The organism is Protofrankia sp. BMG5.30 (assembly GCF_001983005.1).
GTDB lineage: Bacteria > Actinomycetota > Actinomycetes > Frankiales > Frankiaceae > Protofrankia > Protofrankia coriariae.
In genome coordinates this window covers 63,700-79,740 of the sequence record NZ_MOME01000003.1, presented here as the reverse complement: position 1 = coordinate 79,740, position 16,041 = coordinate 63,700, and the positions used below count along the sequence as shown (strand labels likewise).

The window sequence follows — 16,041 nt, the reverse complement described above, 5'->3', positions numbered from 1 at the left end:
CTCGCTAACCCCAGCCCGATCATGAGGGCATAGAAACTGACTACGGGCACGCGGTCCGCCGTGTACGCCGGCCTCTCGCTAACCCCAGCCCGATCATGAGGGCATAGAAACGGTTGCTCCACTCCGCGACGGAGTTGGTGCGGTCCACCTCGCTAACCCCAGCCCGATCATGAGGGCATAGAAACCCGCTTCGATCGGATGCGACGGTATGGGCCGAAGGCGTCCTCGCTAACCCCAGCCCGATCATGAGAGTAGGGAAATAGTGCTGATTGATGAGGCTTTGTGGTGAGTGGGTTGGCAAGTGTGATTGTTGTGATGTTGGGCGTGAGGTGGAATTTGTTGTCGTTTGACGGGCGGGGTGTTCTGGGGGCTCTGTGAGTGAGGGGATACCCCGGGTGCTGGTTGTCTGGGGGTGGGTGCTACCGTTGCGGGCACCCTGAGGGTAAATGTCGGGGTTTGGGTAAGCGGATGCCAGCGGGACGGGGGGTCCATGGCGGACGGGTACGTCATGTTGACGTTGGGCGGTGTCCAGGAGTTCATCGCGGCTTCCCGGCGGACGGCCGACCYGTGGACGGCGAGCAGGCTGGTGTCGCGGCTGTGCCAGGTTGCGGTGGACGCGGTGGTGGAGGGCAACGGTGAGCCGGTGCTCCCGGTCGCCGCCGACGTCCCGGACGGGCTGCCGAACCGGATTTTCGCCGTGGTTCCCGCCGGAGATCCGGGCAGTTCCGGGCCGGRCTCCGGCGCTGTCCCCAGCCCTGGGAGCCTCGCGCGGCATGTTTCGGCGAAAGTCCACGCTGAGTGGTGCGGCCTGCGCGCGGTGACGTTCAAAAATCCGGACGACAGCACGGTCGCGAGCCTCGGTACCTTCCCGGTCGTGCGCTGGGTCGGCTGGCAGGCCACCGCCGGTGGCGACAGCGGGGAGAGCCCGCCCGGGGAGGGTGGATCCGCGGAGAGCGGCTACGAACAGGGCTGGCGGGTCGTCTCGGCCGCCGGCCAGGCGCGCAAGCGGGTCCGGGACTTCGCGCCGTATGCCGGGAGCGGTGCCCAGTCGTGTTCGCTGTGTGGGCGAAGAGAAGGTGTCGGGTCGGGTTCGCCGGCTGTTCCCGGCCGGCTGAGGTTCGCTCCGGGCGAGCGGCTGTGCCCGGTCTGTGCGGTCAAACGCGACCCGGACGTCGCGGAGCGTCTTGCCGGGGAACGCGCGGTCTTCCCGTCCACGGCGTCGATCGCCACTGCCCCGTTCCGGGTCCGCGTAGTCGAGGCTCTGGCCAGCGGGGACGCCAGCGGAAATCTTGTCGGGAATTCTGGTGAGAATCTCACGGGGGATTCTCCTGGAAATTCGTCCGAGTATTTTTCTGGGAATTTGGACAGAAATTCCGGTGGCGCGCTGCTGGACGCCGTGAGAAGGCATCGTGACGCGGTGTACGCCATCACCGCCGTGCTGCGGAAGGCGGGGGCGAAAACCCCGGGGAATCTCGAGCGTCCCGGCGCGCTGCCGGCGCTGGAGGCGCTGGCCCGGCCGCTCGGTGACGTCGTCGCCGGCTGGTCCTGCCTGGAGGGCTCCTGGTGCCTGGCCGACACCTGGCAGCCGGAATCGCTGCTGCGCGAGAGCGGGTTACGGCTGCCCGCGAGCGACCAGCGTCACGCCGAGGTCGTCCGAGCGTGCGCCAGGGGGCGGCAGGCGTCTGAGGATCTTGTCAGGGAACTCGCCCGCGCGTCCGCCGCCGGCACGTCAACTGCCAGCCGCCCGCCGGCCAGTTACCTGGCTCTGATCGTCCAGGATGCCGACGACATGGGCTGGGCCCTGTCGCACGCGCGGATGCCCGCGGGACGGATCATGCGGGAATGGCACGGTCAGGTCTCCACGAAGCTGGTGGCGATCGCGGGAGAGCAGGCCCGAGCCCTCGAGGAGGAGCACGGCCGGGCCGTCTACGCGGGCGGGGACGACCTGCTGGGGCTCGTCCCCGCGGCGAACGCGCTGCGGGCCGCCGCCCGCGGCCGGGAACTGTTCGTCACCGGCACCCAGGGCCTGCTCACCCGGCCCTCCGTGTCGACCGCCATCGTGTTCTTCCACGTCAGCTATCCGCTGCAGGACGCGCTCGGCCGCGCCCGGGACGCCCTGAAGGAGGCCAAGCGGCGCCCGGGCAAGGCCGGTCTCGCGCTGGTGGTGCTGCGCCGAGGCGGTGAGCGGGCCGCGAGTGTCCTGCCGTGGCGCGGCCCCGGCGGGACGCGTCCGCCGACATCTCCGGCGAGGTCGCTGGTGGGCCTGGTCGAGGGCTTCCGTACCGGCCTGTCGCCCCGGCTGCTCAACGACATGTACGAAGAGCGGCACGGCATCGCCAATCTCGCGGGCTCGCGTCTCGACTATGGCGCCGAGATCAGCCGCCTGGTCACCCGGCACAGCGGGTCGGAGAGCCAGGCCGCGGGGTTCGTCGACCTGGTCCGCCAGGTCGAGCCCGCGACGGACCGGCCGCGCGCTCACGACGTGATCGCCTGGGTCGACGCACTGGAGGTCGCCAGATTCCTCGCCCAGGAGGGACGATGAGCGGGATCGTGCCACCTGCCCCGGCATCCGCCCCGGCGTCACACGCCGAGGAGCGCGCGTGCGGCGGGGAAAGAGGGGAAAGCGGAGAAAGAATCGAGGAGCGCGGGGAAGCCGGAGGGGAAAGCGGGGAGCGCGGCGGCGAGGTGTCGGCGTGGGTGCTGTTCCACCCGTTGGACGTGGTGACCTTCCGGGACGGCCGTCCGTTCACGACCGGGATGACGGCGACCGCGCACACCACCCTGCCGCGGCCGACGTCGACCGGCGGGGCGTTACGTGCCGTATTCGGCGTCAACCCGCTGCGGATCGCCGGACCGGTGCTGGTCCGCACCGGTGGCCCGCGGGCGCGGGTACTGCTGCCCGCGCCCGCCGACCTCGTCGTCGACGACGGTGTGCCGCGCCGGTTGTGTTCCCCCGGATCGTCCGAGTCGTCGGAATCGCCCGGGCCGCCTGGATCACCCGGGGATGCCGGCGGCCTCGGGCGTCGCGCCGGCGGGCCTTCCGGGGTGGACACCGGCGCTGAGCCGTTCCTGCCCGCGGGCGTCGCGTCGGATCTCGACTTCCGCCCGACCGGGCCACACGGCCCCGGCGGCGCGAGATCCACGGTATCCGGGGAATTCCCGGAATCGGGAGAGCGAGCGGGATCCGGGGAGTTTCCGGCCGTCGGGCCGGGGCGTTTCGAGTTCCTGGCCGGGACGGGGGAGCCCAGCGGCGCCTACCTGCCCGCCGACGTGATCAGCCGCTATCTGGACGGTGATTCCTCCCGCGCTCTGGAGCACCTGGAAGCATCCGGGGCATCGGCTGCCGAGGCGTCCGGGGCCGGGGCCCGACAGCGGGAGCCTCTGGTGCGGGAGAGCCGTCTCGGGATCGCCCGCCATGCCCGCTCGTCCCGTGACGGCGCCGGGCGTACGACACTGCCGGGCTTTCTCTACCAGGCCGATTTCTGGCGTCCGTCCGAAAGCGGCTACGGGAACACGGCTGGTTCCGCGGGTGTCGCGTTCGGCTGCCGGGTGTGGTTCGACTCCRCCGTGCCACCGTCGGCGTCGACGATGGTGCGGCTCGGTGGTGAGGCCCGCCAGGCAGCGGTGACGGTCGTGCCCGAGGGAGCGGGGACGGGGCTGCCGGCGCTGCCGACGGCTCCGCGACGGTTCCCGGGCGGACGGGTACTGCTCTACCTGGCCACCCCCGCGGTGTTCCGGGACGGCTGGCTGCCCGAGATCCCGAACGGCGCGAAGCTGCGCGGGGCCTGCACCCTCGGCCCCGAAGTGATCACCGGTCTCGACGGCGGTACCCGGCGAGCACGGCCGCTGCGGTGGGCGGTGGCCGCCGGCAGCGTCTACTTCCTGGAGTTCGACGATCCGGCCCGGGCGGAGCTCTTTGCCCGGCAGACGCATGGCCAGTGTCTGCCCCAGGCGCTGGACCGCGGACATCCGACGGACTGGATGCGCACGGTGGGTTTCGGCCTGTGCCTGGTTGGGAGATGGTGATGGGCGACAGCGCTCTGCTGTACTGCTACGCGGAAACCGCCGTCCACGCGGGTGGCTCGGACAGCGTCGGCGTGATCGACCTGCCGATCCAGCGGGAGTCGACGACCCGCCTGCCGACGATCTGGGGCCAGAGCGCCAAGGGCGCGCTGCGTGACCACGCGCGGGAGGACCGCAAGAACTGGCCGGACGTGGAGAAGGTGTTCGGCTCCGCCCCGCCGGGCAGCCCCGACGCGGGCACCGACCCGCCGAGACCAGGCTGGCTGGCGGTCGGGGACCTGCGCCTGGTCGCCTTCCCTGTGCCGACGCTGCGTAACACCTTCGCCTGGGTCAGCAGCCCGCTGCTGCTGGCCCGCCAGACGCGGATGGCGGAGCTCGCCGGGATCCGCGGCCTGCCGCCGGTACCCACGGTGACCGCCGGTGGTGTCGTGCCGGCGGCCGCGTTCTGGGCCGAGCCCGGTTCCCAGCTCGCGGTCGGCGAGTACGACCTGACGGCCGGGCCGGTCGAGCCGGCGGTGACGGACTGGGCGTCCTGGCTCGCGGACAACGCCCTGCCCACCGCACCCGCCCAGGCCGCGCATGCCGTCGAGGGCGCGCGGCCCGGCGCGGGTACGGGCGTGGCGAAGGCGTCCGATCCCTTCGCCTTCTTCCGCGACAAGCTGCGCACCGATCTGTTGCTGGTCAGCGACGACGACCTGGCTGCGCTGACCGAGGAGCACGTCGAACTGCTGCCCCGGGTCCAGCTCGCCGCGGACGCCAAGACGGTCAGGCACGGGCCCTGGTACACCGAGTATCTGCCGGCAGAGACGATCCTGTGCTCGCTGCTGCGGGACTGCCTGGCGGACGCCGCCGGCTCCGCTTCCGCTGCGTCCGAGCCACCTCGGCTGGACGGGCTGCGCGCCCGGCTCGACGGCGAGCTGCTGGTCGCGGGCGGCGACGAGACGCTGGGCAAGGGCCTGCTATGGCTGCGCTGGCGTGGGAAGGACGCCTGATGACCCGGCGGGACCAGAACCTGGCGGTCGTCTCCTGGCAACTCGTCGACACGGTGCCCGCGCCGGCCCGGTCGGACTTCCGCAGCCGGGCGGTGAGCCTCGGGCCGATGCTGGTCGGCTCCGGGCTCGCGGCGACCGCCGCTTTCCATGAGGCCAAGGCCGGGCCGGGCCGCCCGGCCAAGCCGCTCGAGCAGGCGTACCGCATCCTCGTCGATGCCCTCGCCCGGCACGTGCTGGCCACCCCGGGCGCGGACGGCAAGGCACTGGTACTGGGCGTCGGGGCGATGGACATCGCCGAGTACCGCCGGGCGTCGGCGGACGCCCGCGCGTTCGCGCTGTGGGTCCGCCGCGCCGCCGAGGCGCTGATCCCACGGGCGGGGGCGGGCCAGGACACCGAGGAGCGGGGCATCGCGGGTCAGGACACCACGGGCCGGGACAGCGCGGGCCGGACCGGGGCACGGCGGTGACCCGGCTGGCCGGTCCGCTCGGCAACGTCGTCACCTACTCGCCGGCGGGGACCGATACACCAGGCGTAATACTGATCACCAGCGGTGGCGGCGAACCCGTCCCGGCGAGATCGAGGAAGTCCAGCGCCAACGGCGCACTGCTGCTGCGCCGCGCGATCTGGGAGGAGACACTCCCGTCGAACCAGCGGGAGGCCGCTGACCAGGCACTACGGGAGGCCACCGCGCGAGCTCTCGACCTGTCTGGCTCGTCCAGCCGGCTGTTGGAGGCGGCCCGCCGGCGCCGGGACGCGGCCGTCGCACGCCTGGCGGAGCGGGGCCGGACGGTGCGGACGCTGCGGGTGCGTCCGCAGTGGCGGGTGGTGATCGGCCTCGGTGAGCAGACCCCGGCCGAGATCGGCCTGAGCGTGCACGGCACCTACGGGGTCCCGGTGCTGCCCGGCTCGGCCTTGAAGGGCGCGGCCCGGACCTGCGCCCGGCAGGACTACCCCGAGTCCTACCGTGACTACGGCCGGATCGTTTTCGGCAAGGAGCCCGGCGAGACCGGCCCGGCCGGAGAGGGCACCGGCGCGGACAATACCGGTCGCCCTTCCGACGGGCAGCCGTCCGGCGCGGCGACGGAAAGTGATGATTCTCCCTCGGACGGGCGGTTCGTGTTTCTCGACRCCCTGCCGGAGCTGTCCGCCAGGGGCGCCGACACCGGGGTGGAGATCGACATCATGAACCCGCACGTCCCCGAGTACTACCGGGACCCCACCGCTGCCGCGCCGTCGGAGTACCAGCAGCCGGTCCCCGTGGCCTTCTACACGGTGACCTCCGCGGTCACGTTCACCGTCCACATCGTCGGCCGGGGGCACGACCCGGACCTGCCCGAGCTTGCCGCCTCCGACGATGACGACGGCCCGGTCGCCTGGCTGTCGACGGCGCTGCGGGACCGGGGCCTCGGCGCGAAGACCAACGCCGGCTACGGCTACTTCACCGTCGAGACCGTGGAAGCCACGGAGACCGCCGCCGGCACCGACACTTCCGCCGCCGGCACCGCTGATACCGCCGATGGCGGAGGTTCCGGAGCGGTCCCCGCCGGAAAGCGGCCCCCCGGCGGAAAGCGGATCGCAGGGGGGCGCGGGTGACCGTTCACCTGCTGCCGTGTGGCACGTCGATCCTGGCGAACCTGCGGCCACCCCGGTCCGTCACCTCGCTGGAGAGCGACGACGTCCGCGTCCTGACCGACTGGGCGGAGCGGACGCTCACCGCGGGCGTGCTGGCCCGGCCGCAGACATGGGCCGAGTCCTTCCGGGACGAGGTCGGCCCTTACCTGGCGTCGATTACGGACTGTCAACGTCCAGTGCGACTCAGTGCCGAGGTCGCCAGCCTGCACCGTTACCGGCCGTTCCTCGACGCTGACGACCGGATCGTCCTGCTGGCGTCCGACACCGCGGAGGGCGTACTCGCCGCGGTGCTGAACGCCGCCCGGTTCCGCCGACCCGTGCGGGTGCACGCCGAGCCGGTCCTCGACAGCCTCGCCGAGGGCGTGCCGCTTCTCGGGGGCGCCGTCGGCGCACGGCCGGCCGAGCCCGGCGAGCCCGTGCACGTCCTACGGATTCCCAGGCTGCTGCCCGACCGGACGACGACCTTCACCGAGGCCATCGAGAACGTCGCGAAGGCGCTGGTATGGGCCGCCCTGCTGCACCGGCCGCCGCTGACCGATCTCGTCCTGCACCTTTCCGGCGGCTACAAGGCCACGCTGCCCTACCTGGTCTCGTTCGCCGAATACGTCAACGGCGAACGTCCGAAGGTGTTCGCCTTCTGCCTGCACGAGGGGGACGCGGCGAATCCGGCCGCTGAGAACCCGAACGAACTGGTGCGGATCTACCTGCGGGCCACCAGGACCAGGGATGACATGAACGAGCTCGCCGTCGCCGAGACGGGCCGCCGTCCAAAGGATTCCGAGCGGCTGCTCGACTTTGCCTACACCGAGGTCGGCTGCGAGGTCCGGCTCACCCCGCTCGGCCGGGGCCTGGCGGCGATGCGTCCGTACCTGGCGGAGAACTGACAGGTGCGGTGTGACCACTCTTGATCGGTTACTTGCCGAAGGCCTGCCCGGCGAAATGGTTGCGAACGCGGCGGCTTGGACGGCCGTCGCCGTCGACTTTCCCCGGGACGGCGGATGGGACACCACCAGTGGTGTCCGTTTCGGCGGCGACGGTTCCAGCGTCAGCCTGCCCGACGCCCGGGAGCGGTGGGGCGACCCGGCCACCGCCACCGCGGCCGTGTACCGGCTGGCCGCGCAGGTACGCGACAGGGAGCCGGGGATCCTGAGGAGGATCTTCCCCGCGCTCGCCGTCGGGCTCGTCCGCGGCGAGCAGGCTCCGGCCCCGGCCCCCTCGCCGTCCGGCCCTCCCGTGCCGGCGGGGCGGCTGTCCGTCGAGGAGGGCTGGCTGGTCGCGGTCCGGCTCGTCGAGGCCGTCCGGATCGTCCTGGCGGACGCGGCCACCGCCGGCGACCGGAGCGCGGCCGGCATCCTGCCGCTGGTCCACCGCACACGCTTCCTGCTCCTGTGGGCACCGCGGCGCTTTCCCGCCGTTGATTTCCCGGTCCGGCGGGCGTTCGGGTCGCTGGAGGCGTTCCTGCCCCGCGCCGAACAGGCCCGCCTGGACTGGGCGCTCGATCTCGTCAACCACGAGGAGCATCCGGGGCTGCTGTCCTGGTCGACGGAAAGGCTGGACGCCGAGCTGCGGCGCCTCGCCTTCGTGGGCCCGGCCCCCGCGCCGCCCCCCGGTGGCACACCCCCCGCCGGCGCCGGCACCGGCTGGCACGAGCCGCTTCCCGCGCCGCTGCCCGCGGACGTCATGCGGGAGATCGCGACGCCGTCAGGGGCTGGTGATCCCGACCCGGGCTTCCGGTCCTGGCTGGTACGCGAAGCCTTCCTGCCTCGGTTCATGCTGCTGCCGGCCTGGCGGACGCTGCGTCCCACGGTCGGCCGCCGTCCGCTCGTGGTCCTCGCGCTGCTGGCGATGCTCTTGGTCGCCCCGGCGGTGGCCGTGGCATTCGACGGGCACCCGGTCGGGGTGCTGCGCGGCGTGGCCGCCGTGGCCGGGGCCGCCTATCTCGCGATGTTCCTGCTCGCTGTCGGCCGCCGGGAGATGACCAGCCTGTGGTGCCTGCGGCTGCCGGCCGGAGCAGCCCTCGGCGCAGTCGCGTTGATCTCACTGGACGACGGCTGGGCGCACCCGGACGGCTGGGCATGGCCGATGATCGCCTCGGCTGTGCTGCTCGCGACCGCCACCGGCTATCTGGTGTTCGAGGCGCAGGGACACGGCGTCCCCGGCGGCCGGATCCTCGCCGGCCGGGTGCTGGCGGTGGTCCTGCTTGGTTTCGCACACGCGGTCGGCGTGGCCTCRCTGGCCCTGGCCGCCGTCGTGCCGGCGGTGAAGCCCGGCCTGGCCAGCACGATCGCCGGAGCGAGCGCCACCGCCCCGGGCGTGACCGGGCCGGGCGTGGTCGGCCTGGTCACGGTCGATCCGGGAGTGGCCGGCGGCCCCGCCGTGCCACTCACACTCGCCGCCTCGGTGGGGCTCGCCGCCGGCGTCCTGCTCCAGATGCTCTGGGACGACCGTCCGGTCACCTACCCGCTCACCCATCTGCCCTGGAGAGGACGGGCCCGCTGATGGCACCGACACCCTGGATCCGCGTCGGAGTGACGGTCACGACCCCGATGTTCCTCGCCCCGGGCCCGAACGCGCGCTCCGAGCTGCGGATGCCGGGGATTCGGGGGGCGGYGCGGTTCTGGTTCCGCGCCCTCGCCGCGCCCGTCTTCGGTGATGATTACGGTGCGCTGGCCCGTGCCGAATCACAGGTGTTCGGCACCGCCAACGGTGCCGATGGTAGTGGAAATGGCAGTGGGAGCGGTGGCGGCGAGGCCCGCGGTGGGCCGTCCCCGGTCGCTCTGCGCCTGGTCAGGCCGCCGGTGCTCGACCCGGCGCCGTCCAGGCAGGAGCTACTGTCGCCTCGCTGGCTCCGGCTGCAACCCGTCGGTGAACGCCGCACCCACGGCATCGGCTACCTGCTCGGCCAGGGGTTGTTCAAACCGCCGTCCGCGAGCGAGAACCGGGATCATCCGGAGCTGGCCCGCTCCCACCACATCCCCGCCGGCGCGACCGGGGCGTTCGCCGTGCGGGTCGACATACGCGATGATCCGGACTTCGCCGCCTACGTACGCGAGGTCACCGGGATCTCGCTGTGGGCACTGGCGACTTTCGGCGGGCTCGGCGCGCGGGTCCGCCGCGGCTTCGGCGGGGTCGCTCTCACCGGGCTCGAGCAGCTGTGCGCCGTGATCGGCGAGAGCGTGGACGCGCCGCCCACCCGCGAGCACCCCGCGATCCTGCGCCTGCACGAGATCGTCGCCGCGCGTCACAACCGCCGGGTCCCGTCCCGGAGCGGCCCGCGGCCACTGGGCACGAGCGGGGCGTGGCCCTCCGCGCCGACCTGGGCGCGCTGGCACGTCCGCCTGTCGGAACAGACCGGGACCTGGCCACAGCTCCTCCACCAGGCCGGATTCAGACTGCGCGAGTTCCGCGCGCCGGTGGACCGCGGGCCGGGGTTCAACGCCTACAAACGATGGGTCACCCAGGAATACGTCGACGCCGTCGTCCCGACCCTGAAAGGGCACCACCCGAACGGCCGGGGCTTCGCGATCGGCTCGTTCGGCCTGCCCGTCGTCTTCGGCAAGGACGCCGAGGCCAAAATCAGGCGGGGGGCGGACGAACTGCGGCGGGCGTCACCGCTGTGGATCCGCGTCCACCAGGATTCGGACGGCCGCTGCCAGCTGCTCTACCACGTTTTCGAGGCGACGATAGGCCCAGCGAACGCCACCATCGACCTGGAGACCAGAAGGCGCCCGCCCGAACACCTCCACCTCGACGAGACCCTGGCCTACCGCACCATCGCCGCATTCCTCAGAACCGCCCCCTGACCCCGCACCTCCTCGCCCCCGCACCCCGGCCAGGGGTTCTCATCGACCTGACCGATGCTCCGCCGCCGCAGAAGGCCCAAGCCGCTCCTCAGCCGCCGGTTCGTGACAGGCTGGCGAGGGGCGAGGTGGAGCCGTATGTACAGATCATTTCACCGACCCCTGTTTTTGTCATGATCCTCGACGTCTTCGTTTGCGCAGCTCAGAACACATGTCGATCTATAATGCCGACCAATTGTCGATCTTTAAAAAGATTGTTTGTGGCAGGTCCTCGCAACCGGGTACCATCGTCCCAGCTCAGCAGGATTCCCAAAGGGGGTGCCTCGCTAACCCCAGCCCGATCATGAGGGCATTGAAACGTCGTCGCCCTCGCCCTGTCCCGTGAGGTTGTCACCCCTCACTAACCCCAGCCCGATCATTAGGGTGTGGGAGCGTCATTTTTCGGGTTGTGGCTGATCAGGCTGGTCGCGGCGTCGGCAGGATTCGTGTCGCGGTATATCCGGGGGCGCTTGCCGGTTGGTGTGGTCTGGTGGTGCTGGTTGAGCGTTCAGGGGGCGTCGGACAGTTTTGTTGCTCTTTGTAGGAGCAGGTTCCGCTCGCGGACGTTGCGGGTCAGGGATGCGGCCCGTGCGAATTCCGCTCGTGCCTCCTCGACCCGCCCCAGGCGTTCGAGCAGATCTCCCCGGACGCTGGGAAGCAGGTGGTAGGACCTCAGGGCTGGTTCGTCCACGAGGGTGTTCACCACCTTCAGGCCGGCCGCGGGGCCCTGCGACATCGAGATGGCGACCGCGCGGTTCAACTCCACCACCGGGGATGCGGTCAGCGCCGTCAACCGCCCGTACAGCTTGACGATCATCGCCCAGTCCGTGTCCTCGTAGCGGATCGCCTGAGCGTGGCATGCGGCGATCGCGGCCTGGAGAGAATAGGGGCCCAGGCCCGCGCGGTGCAGGGCCTCGACACCGCGGTGGATCAGCATCCGGTTCCAGCGGGTGCGGTCCTGCTCCGCGAGCAGGACAGGCTCGCCGCCGGGGCCGATGCGGGCCGGCAGGCGGGACGCCTGGAACTCCAGGAGCGCGACCAGCCCCTGGACCTCGGGCTCCGTGGGCATCAGGACGGCCAGGACGCGGGCGAGGCGGAGCGCATCCTCGCACAGGCCCGGACGCACCAGGTCGTCGCCGGCCGTCGCCGAGTAGCCCTCGTTGAACACCAGGTAGATGACTTCCAGAACCGACGAGAGACGGGCCGCCCGGTCAGGGCCGTACGGGACCTCGAAGAGAACCCCGGCCCTGGCAAGCGCCCGCTTCGCGCGGACGATGCGCTGGGCGACCGTCGCCTCCGAGGCGAGAAACGCGCGAGCGATCTCCTCGGTCGTCAGCCCGCACAGCAACCGCAGGGCGAGCGCGATCCGGGCCTGCGTCGACAGCACAGGGTGACAGGCGGTGAAGATCAGTCGCAGCAGGTCGTCGTCGATGTCATCGGGGTCCGTCATATCGGGCGGCGGCACGTTCTCCAGCACCCGGCCGACCTCGGCCAGCTTGCGAGCGTACGTCTCCCTGCGGCGCACGAGATCGACTGCCCGGTGCCGGGCGGTGGCCATGAGCCAGGCGCCCGGCCTGYCCGGGACACCTGACTCCGGCCACTGCTCCAGCGCGGCGACCAGCGCATCCTGCGCCAGTTCCTGCGCGATGCCCACGTCCCGCACGATGCGGGTGACGCCGGCGACGATCCGCGCGTACTCGATCCGGAACGCCGTTTCGACCGTTTCGACCGTTTCGACCGCTTCGGTCGCGCCTGCCGCCGTCACAGCCACCCATCAGACCAGGCGGGCCGTGGCGGGGCAAGCGCGGCCAGGTCACGCCGTGGCGATCTCGCGGACCTCGACGGTGACGGTGATGTGCTCCGGGTGGATCTGTAGGAAGCGCCTGGTCCACTCGAGAGCCTCGGCCGTGTCCTTGACCTGGAGGATGCTGTAACCGCCGACCACCTCCTTGCTCTCGGTGAACGGGCCGTCGGTGTAGCTGAACTTGCCGTCGGACCAGGTGATCCGGGTGCTCTCGGAGGTCGGAGTGAGCCCGGCCGTGTCCAGCAGCACCCCCGCTCTGGTCATCTCCTCCAGCAGCGCGCCCATGCGCTGCTGGACTTCGGGGCCGATGTCCTCCGGGGAGATCTCCCGCTCGTTGATACGGATCAACGTCAGATACCGTGGCACTGCGACTCCTCGATCGGGATGGCGGGGGCCTTCCCCCCTCCTCACCCGTACGTCGAACGGCGGACGCCCGGATCGACCGCTCTCCCAAATTCTTCTGAGCGCCGCTGTGGTAGCTCACGGTAACCTCCGTTGGCCCGCACTGACGTTCGGGAGAGCCGCGGATTCGTGCATCCGGTTGGGATGCCGGGCGTTGGGGAAGATCGGCGCGAGTTTGTTGTTGTGTACGCCTGCGGGGCTGAAAAGCGTGCACGGCGACAAAGTCGCGCCGATCATGCCCGGTCGGGTGGTTGCGAACGGTGTGTTCTCGGCCCGGTCGGGCAGGTGCGGAAAATTGTCAGACGATGCTCAGATGGCTTTTTGACGGGCGGAACGGGTGCGGATGTTCCGGGCCGGCCACACCGACCAGTTCCGCGATCTCTTCGGGGGTCAGGCCTCTGGCGATCAGCGCGTCGCCGATGCTGTGCGTGAGGTTCGGGTGCTCGGGAGGAAGAAGATCGCTCAGGGGCTCCTGAACTCGCCAGCCACGAGCGCTCATGCTCTTGTACAGATTCGTGCGCTGGGTGGCGGTGAGAAGCTTCGTGTCGTAGGCACATTCGATGAGCGCCTGCATCGACACCGCCTATTCCCTTTTGAGGTCGTGCAGCTTCCCGAGGGTTATCCGGCGGAGCTGGGGAGCGATCACCTCCGCCGGCATCAGGAACTCGGCGGCAAAGGAGTTCGCTTCGCTCTCCATGTCCTCGGATACTTCCGCCGAATGCAGGCAGAGATGGCCGAGCTCATGTGCCAGGGTGAGCCGTTTGCGGTCCGTCGGCACCCGCAGGTTGACCATTATGATCGGGTGCTCGTCTATCCACTGTGACAGGCCGTCGACGCGGGAGGTGCCGAAATCCTCCTCGACCACAACGCAGCCGGCGGCCTCGAGCCAGCGGACAAGGGAACATACCGGGCCGATGGGCATCCGCCACTGCATCCGTACCAGGCGGGCCGCTCCCGCCGCGTCGACCTCCATCGGATCGAAAGTCGGAATCCGCTGTTCCGCCTGCAGGTCGACTTCCTCGAACAGCCTTCTCGTGTGCATACGGTACATGTTCGGTCTTGCTTCGAGYGCGCGCCAGGAGGTGGCTTTGGTTGTTTTTCGGTGGCGCATGTGCGTGTCGACGGCCATCGCGCCACGGGCCCGGCCCGAACTACGCAGAAAATCCTCGGTGACGCCCAGGGCGCGGGCGAGCGCCGGCATGACGTCGGGTTCCGGCTCGCGCAGGCCGTTCTCGTAGCGGGAAAGCGCCGCCTGTGTGATGCCGGCGTCTTTTGCCACCTGCTCCTGGGTGAGGCCATGCGCGCGTCGCGCGACGGCTATGACCTCGCCGATGTCACTCATGCGCCGCCGTCCTCCGCGTCCCGCGGCTCCCCGGCGTCCGCCAGCCCGCCGAGCCGACGGGTCACGGCGAGCTGGTGGGGAACGCTGGGGGCCGGTACAGATCGTTTTGTCGAACCCTGTTTTGGCTATGATCATCGACGAGCCCGTTCGCGCAGCTCAGGACAGATGTCGATCTACAGAGGTAGTCAGATTTCGATCTCTGCTGAGATCGTTTGTGGTACCTCCTCGCAACCGGATAGCATCATCCCAGCTCGGCGGCACTCCCGAAGGGGGTGCCCTCACTAACCCCAGCCCGATCATGAGGGCATAGAAACCTTCAGTGGAAACCAGCCGGACACGCCCGTTGAGCTCACTGATCCAAATTCGATCATGAGGATATAGAAACTGGAGTGCGTGCGGCAGAGGACTGGTGTTGTGGCTGTCTTTGTCGGCCCGAGCATGGGGCGCGGAATATGGTGGGTTTATGGGCGGCGGGCGCTCACGTTGTATTCGTAGAGGGATTTGTTCGAGTTTCGTTTGCGGATTGTGCTGATCTCGACGTCCGTGTAGGCGAGGGTACGCAGCATGGTGGCATACCAGGTGTGGGCGGGGACCTCGTGGCCGTAGAAGGTCGAGTTCCCCACGATGTAGGAGACCGCGCCGCCCCGTTTCACGGCCGGTGTGACGGCCTGGAAGTGCAGCCACATGTCGTGGTGGTACCTGTGGACGTAGGTCGCGAGCAGCGGGCCGTTCTTCCCGCCGTCCGCCGCGATTCTCGCGCATACRGCGGCCATGGCGTCGTCCACGGGGGTGTCGACCTCGGGGCGCCAGCCGTTCAGCTTCGACGTCGCGGTGCCCCACGTCCCACCGATGGCCCGCCAGTCGAGCTCCCCGGCGTCACCGGCGAGGTTCAGGAAGCGCAGCCAGTACATGTAGGGGCGTAGTTCCCGGACATACGACATACGGTTGACGTAGGGCGGRCTGGTGAGGATCAGGTCCGCTTCCCTCAGCTGGTCGATTCTCGTCCGGGAGTCGCCCTGGTGGATTGCGGCGGAGCCCGGCAGGTCGAACGCGGCGGACCGGAGCACCGCGTCCATCTCCAGCGCGAACGCCGAGATCGTGGCTTTCGCCGCGGCCTGGTCGAACAGTGCCGGAGTGCCGTCACCGACATCCTTCGGGGATGCTCCGGCGGACTCCTCGAACGGCGTCCGGAAGGACATGGACTGGTGGTTGAACGCGGCGTTGCTCCGGGCGATGAGCGCCCGGCACAGCGCGATCTCGAGAAGGTCGCGAACCGCCCCCTCGTGCGTGTCTATCGCCGCCCGCAGCGCTTTCAGCGCCTGCAGCGTCCCGGGCGTCCACCACCGTTCTATGTTGAAGATGTCGGGTTGCCACAGGACGGCGTCACGATCAGTCCGGGTGGCCGTCCTGACGACTTCGTGTGTGGCGTCGACGGCGGCCAGCAGTGTTTCACGCGGGTAGTGCCGGACCTTGGTCCGGCCGAGCCAGACGAGAAAAGGGTTGACGTCGACGCTCTGCCCGTAATGGCCGAGTTCGGCGGCGGCGAGCGGAGTGGTGCCCGTCCCGGAGAAAGGGTCCGTGACGACCGAGCCCGCCGGCAGGCGCGAAATGCTCTCCCGGACGAGGCGCACCCCGTAGGCCGGGGTGAGCCGCAGCCATCCGTGCCGGCCGACACCCATGTTGGCGCGGAAGGTCATGTGCTCGTTGCGTGCCACGGGGGGTCGGCCGACAGCCGCGGTCACTTCGCCTCCAACGGTCGGCCTACCGGCGRTTTACCGGGAGCGCCCTGTGAAACTCGTCAACCAAGATCCACGGTGTGTTCTGACCTGCGACGATACTGATGCGGGGCCGACGCGGGCACCGGTGCGACAGACGAGTTGACGGATGAGCCGGTGGACGGGCCGGTGAACTGGTCGGGGGATGAGCTTGCCCAGCACCGCCGTCCGCCGGCATTGTGGATACAGGAACAGCTGGCTGGTATGACACCGGGTCACGATGACCGGTCC

At 70.3% G+C, this 16,041-nt stretch carries 13 protein-coding genes; 8 read left to right on the top strand and 5 right to left on the bottom strand.

Going from position 1 to position 16,041, the window contains the following annotated elements; translation table 11 throughout:
- Nucleotides 1–508: 508 nt before the first annotated feature.
- The 8 genes from cas10 to BL254_RS00680 are packed head-to-tail and all read left to right on the top strand — an operon-like array spanning nucleotide 509 to nucleotide 10,451.
- Entirely contained in the window at nucleotides 509–2,542 is a 2,034-nt protein-coding gene (gene cas10, locus BL254_RS00715; protein ID WP_175648252.1) for a type III-B CRISPR-associated protein Cas10/Cmr2, read from the top strand.
- Entirely contained in the window at nucleotides 2,539–4,026 is a 1,488-nt protein-coding gene (locus tag BL254_RS00710; RefSeq protein WP_083730736.1) for a type III-B CRISPR module-associated Cmr3 family protein, read from the top strand. Before cas10 ends, BL254_RS00710 begins: the two co-directional genes overlap by 4 nt.
- Nucleotides 4,026–5,015 (top strand): type III-B CRISPR module RAMP protein Cmr4, encoded by a 990-nt coding sequence (cmr4, locus tag BL254_RS00705; RefSeq protein WP_047221160.1) that lies wholly within the window; start codon nucleotides 4,026–4,028, stop codon nucleotides 5,013–5,015. The genes BL254_RS00710 and cmr4 overlap by 1 nt, the downstream gene beginning before the upstream one ends.
- Nucleotides 5,015–5,482: a type III-B CRISPR module-associated protein Cmr5 gene (cmr5, locus tag BL254_RS00700; protein WP_047221159.1), complete on the top strand. Its 468-nt coding sequence runs from the start codon at nucleotides 5,015–5,017 to the stop codon at nucleotides 5,480–5,482. Before cmr4 ends, cmr5 begins: the two co-directional genes overlap by 1 nt.
- Complete coding sequence (cmr6, locus tag BL254_RS00695) at nucleotides 5,479–6,609, top strand: type III-B CRISPR module RAMP protein Cmr6 (RefSeq protein ID WP_076842222.1); 1,131 nt, start codon at nucleotides 5,479–5,481, stop codon at nucleotides 6,607–6,609. Before cmr5 ends, cmr6 begins: the two co-directional genes overlap by 4 nt.
- On the top strand, nucleotides 6,606–7,532 hold the full coding sequence (locus BL254_RS26700) for a hypothetical protein (RefSeq protein ID WP_047221156.1): 927 nt from the start codon (nucleotides 6,606–6,608) through the stop codon (nucleotides 7,530–7,532). The genes cmr6 and BL254_RS26700 overlap by 4 nt, the downstream gene beginning before the upstream one ends.
- A 10-nt stretch (nucleotides 7,533–7,542) precedes the next feature.
- On the top strand, nucleotides 7,543–9,147 hold the full coding sequence (locus BL254_RS00685; RefSeq protein WP_139342108.1) for a hypothetical protein: 1,605 nt from the start codon (nucleotides 7,543–7,545) through the stop codon (nucleotides 9,145–9,147).
- On the top strand, nucleotides 9,147–10,451 hold the full coding sequence (locus tag BL254_RS00680) for an RAMP superfamily CRISPR-associated protein (RefSeq protein ID WP_076842220.1): 1,305 nt from the start codon (nucleotides 9,147–9,149) through the stop codon (nucleotides 10,449–10,451). Before BL254_RS00685 ends, BL254_RS00680 begins: the two co-directional genes overlap by 1 nt.
- A gap of 544 nt (nucleotides 10,452–10,995) precedes the next feature.
- Here BL254_RS00680 and BL254_RS00675 read toward each other — a convergent pair.
- The 5 genes from BL254_RS00675 to BL254_RS00660 form a co-directional block, all read right to left on the bottom strand.
- Complete coding sequence (locus BL254_RS00675; RefSeq protein ID WP_083730733.1) at nucleotides 10,996–12,258, bottom strand: RNA polymerase sigma factor; 1,263 nt, start codon at nucleotides 12,256–12,258, stop codon at nucleotides 10,996–10,998.
- Between the two features lie 42 nt (nucleotides 12,259–12,300).
- Nucleotides 12,301–12,657: a YciI family protein gene (locus BL254_RS00670; protein WP_047221152.1), complete on the bottom strand. Its 357-nt coding sequence runs from the start codon at nucleotides 12,655–12,657 to the stop codon at nucleotides 12,301–12,303.
- A gap of 334 nt (nucleotides 12,658–12,991) precedes the next feature.
- Nucleotides 12,992–13,273: a hypothetical protein gene (locus BL254_RS27555; RefSeq protein WP_200902291.1), complete on the bottom strand. Its 282-nt coding sequence runs from the start codon at nucleotides 13,271–13,273 to the stop codon at nucleotides 12,992–12,994.
- A 3-nt stretch (nucleotides 13,274–13,276) separates the two neighbouring features.
- Nucleotides 13,277–14,035, bottom strand: coding sequence for an ImmA/IrrE family metallo-endopeptidase (locus BL254_RS00665; RefSeq protein WP_200902290.1), 759 nt, complete (start codon nucleotides 14,033–14,035; stop codon nucleotides 13,277–13,279).
- Between the two features lie 461 nt (nucleotides 14,036–14,496).
- Nucleotides 14,497–15,777, bottom strand: a complete 1,281-nt coding sequence (locus BL254_RS00660; RefSeq protein ID WP_083730732.1) for a DNA methyltransferase — start codon at nucleotides 15,775–15,777, stop codon at nucleotides 14,497–14,499.
- Between the last annotated feature and the right edge of the window lie 264 nt (nucleotides 15,778–16,041).

What these genes read in the sequence shown, in the direction of transcription:
- cmr4 (WP_047221160.1), top strand. Translation starts at nt 4,026, where the DNA reads ATGGGCGACAGCGCTCTGCTGTACTGCTACGCGGAAACCGCCGTCCAC.
- cmr5 (WP_047221159.1), top strand. Translation starts at nt 5,015, where the DNA reads ATGACCCGGCGGGACCAGAACCTGGCGGTCGTCTCCTGGCAACTCGTC.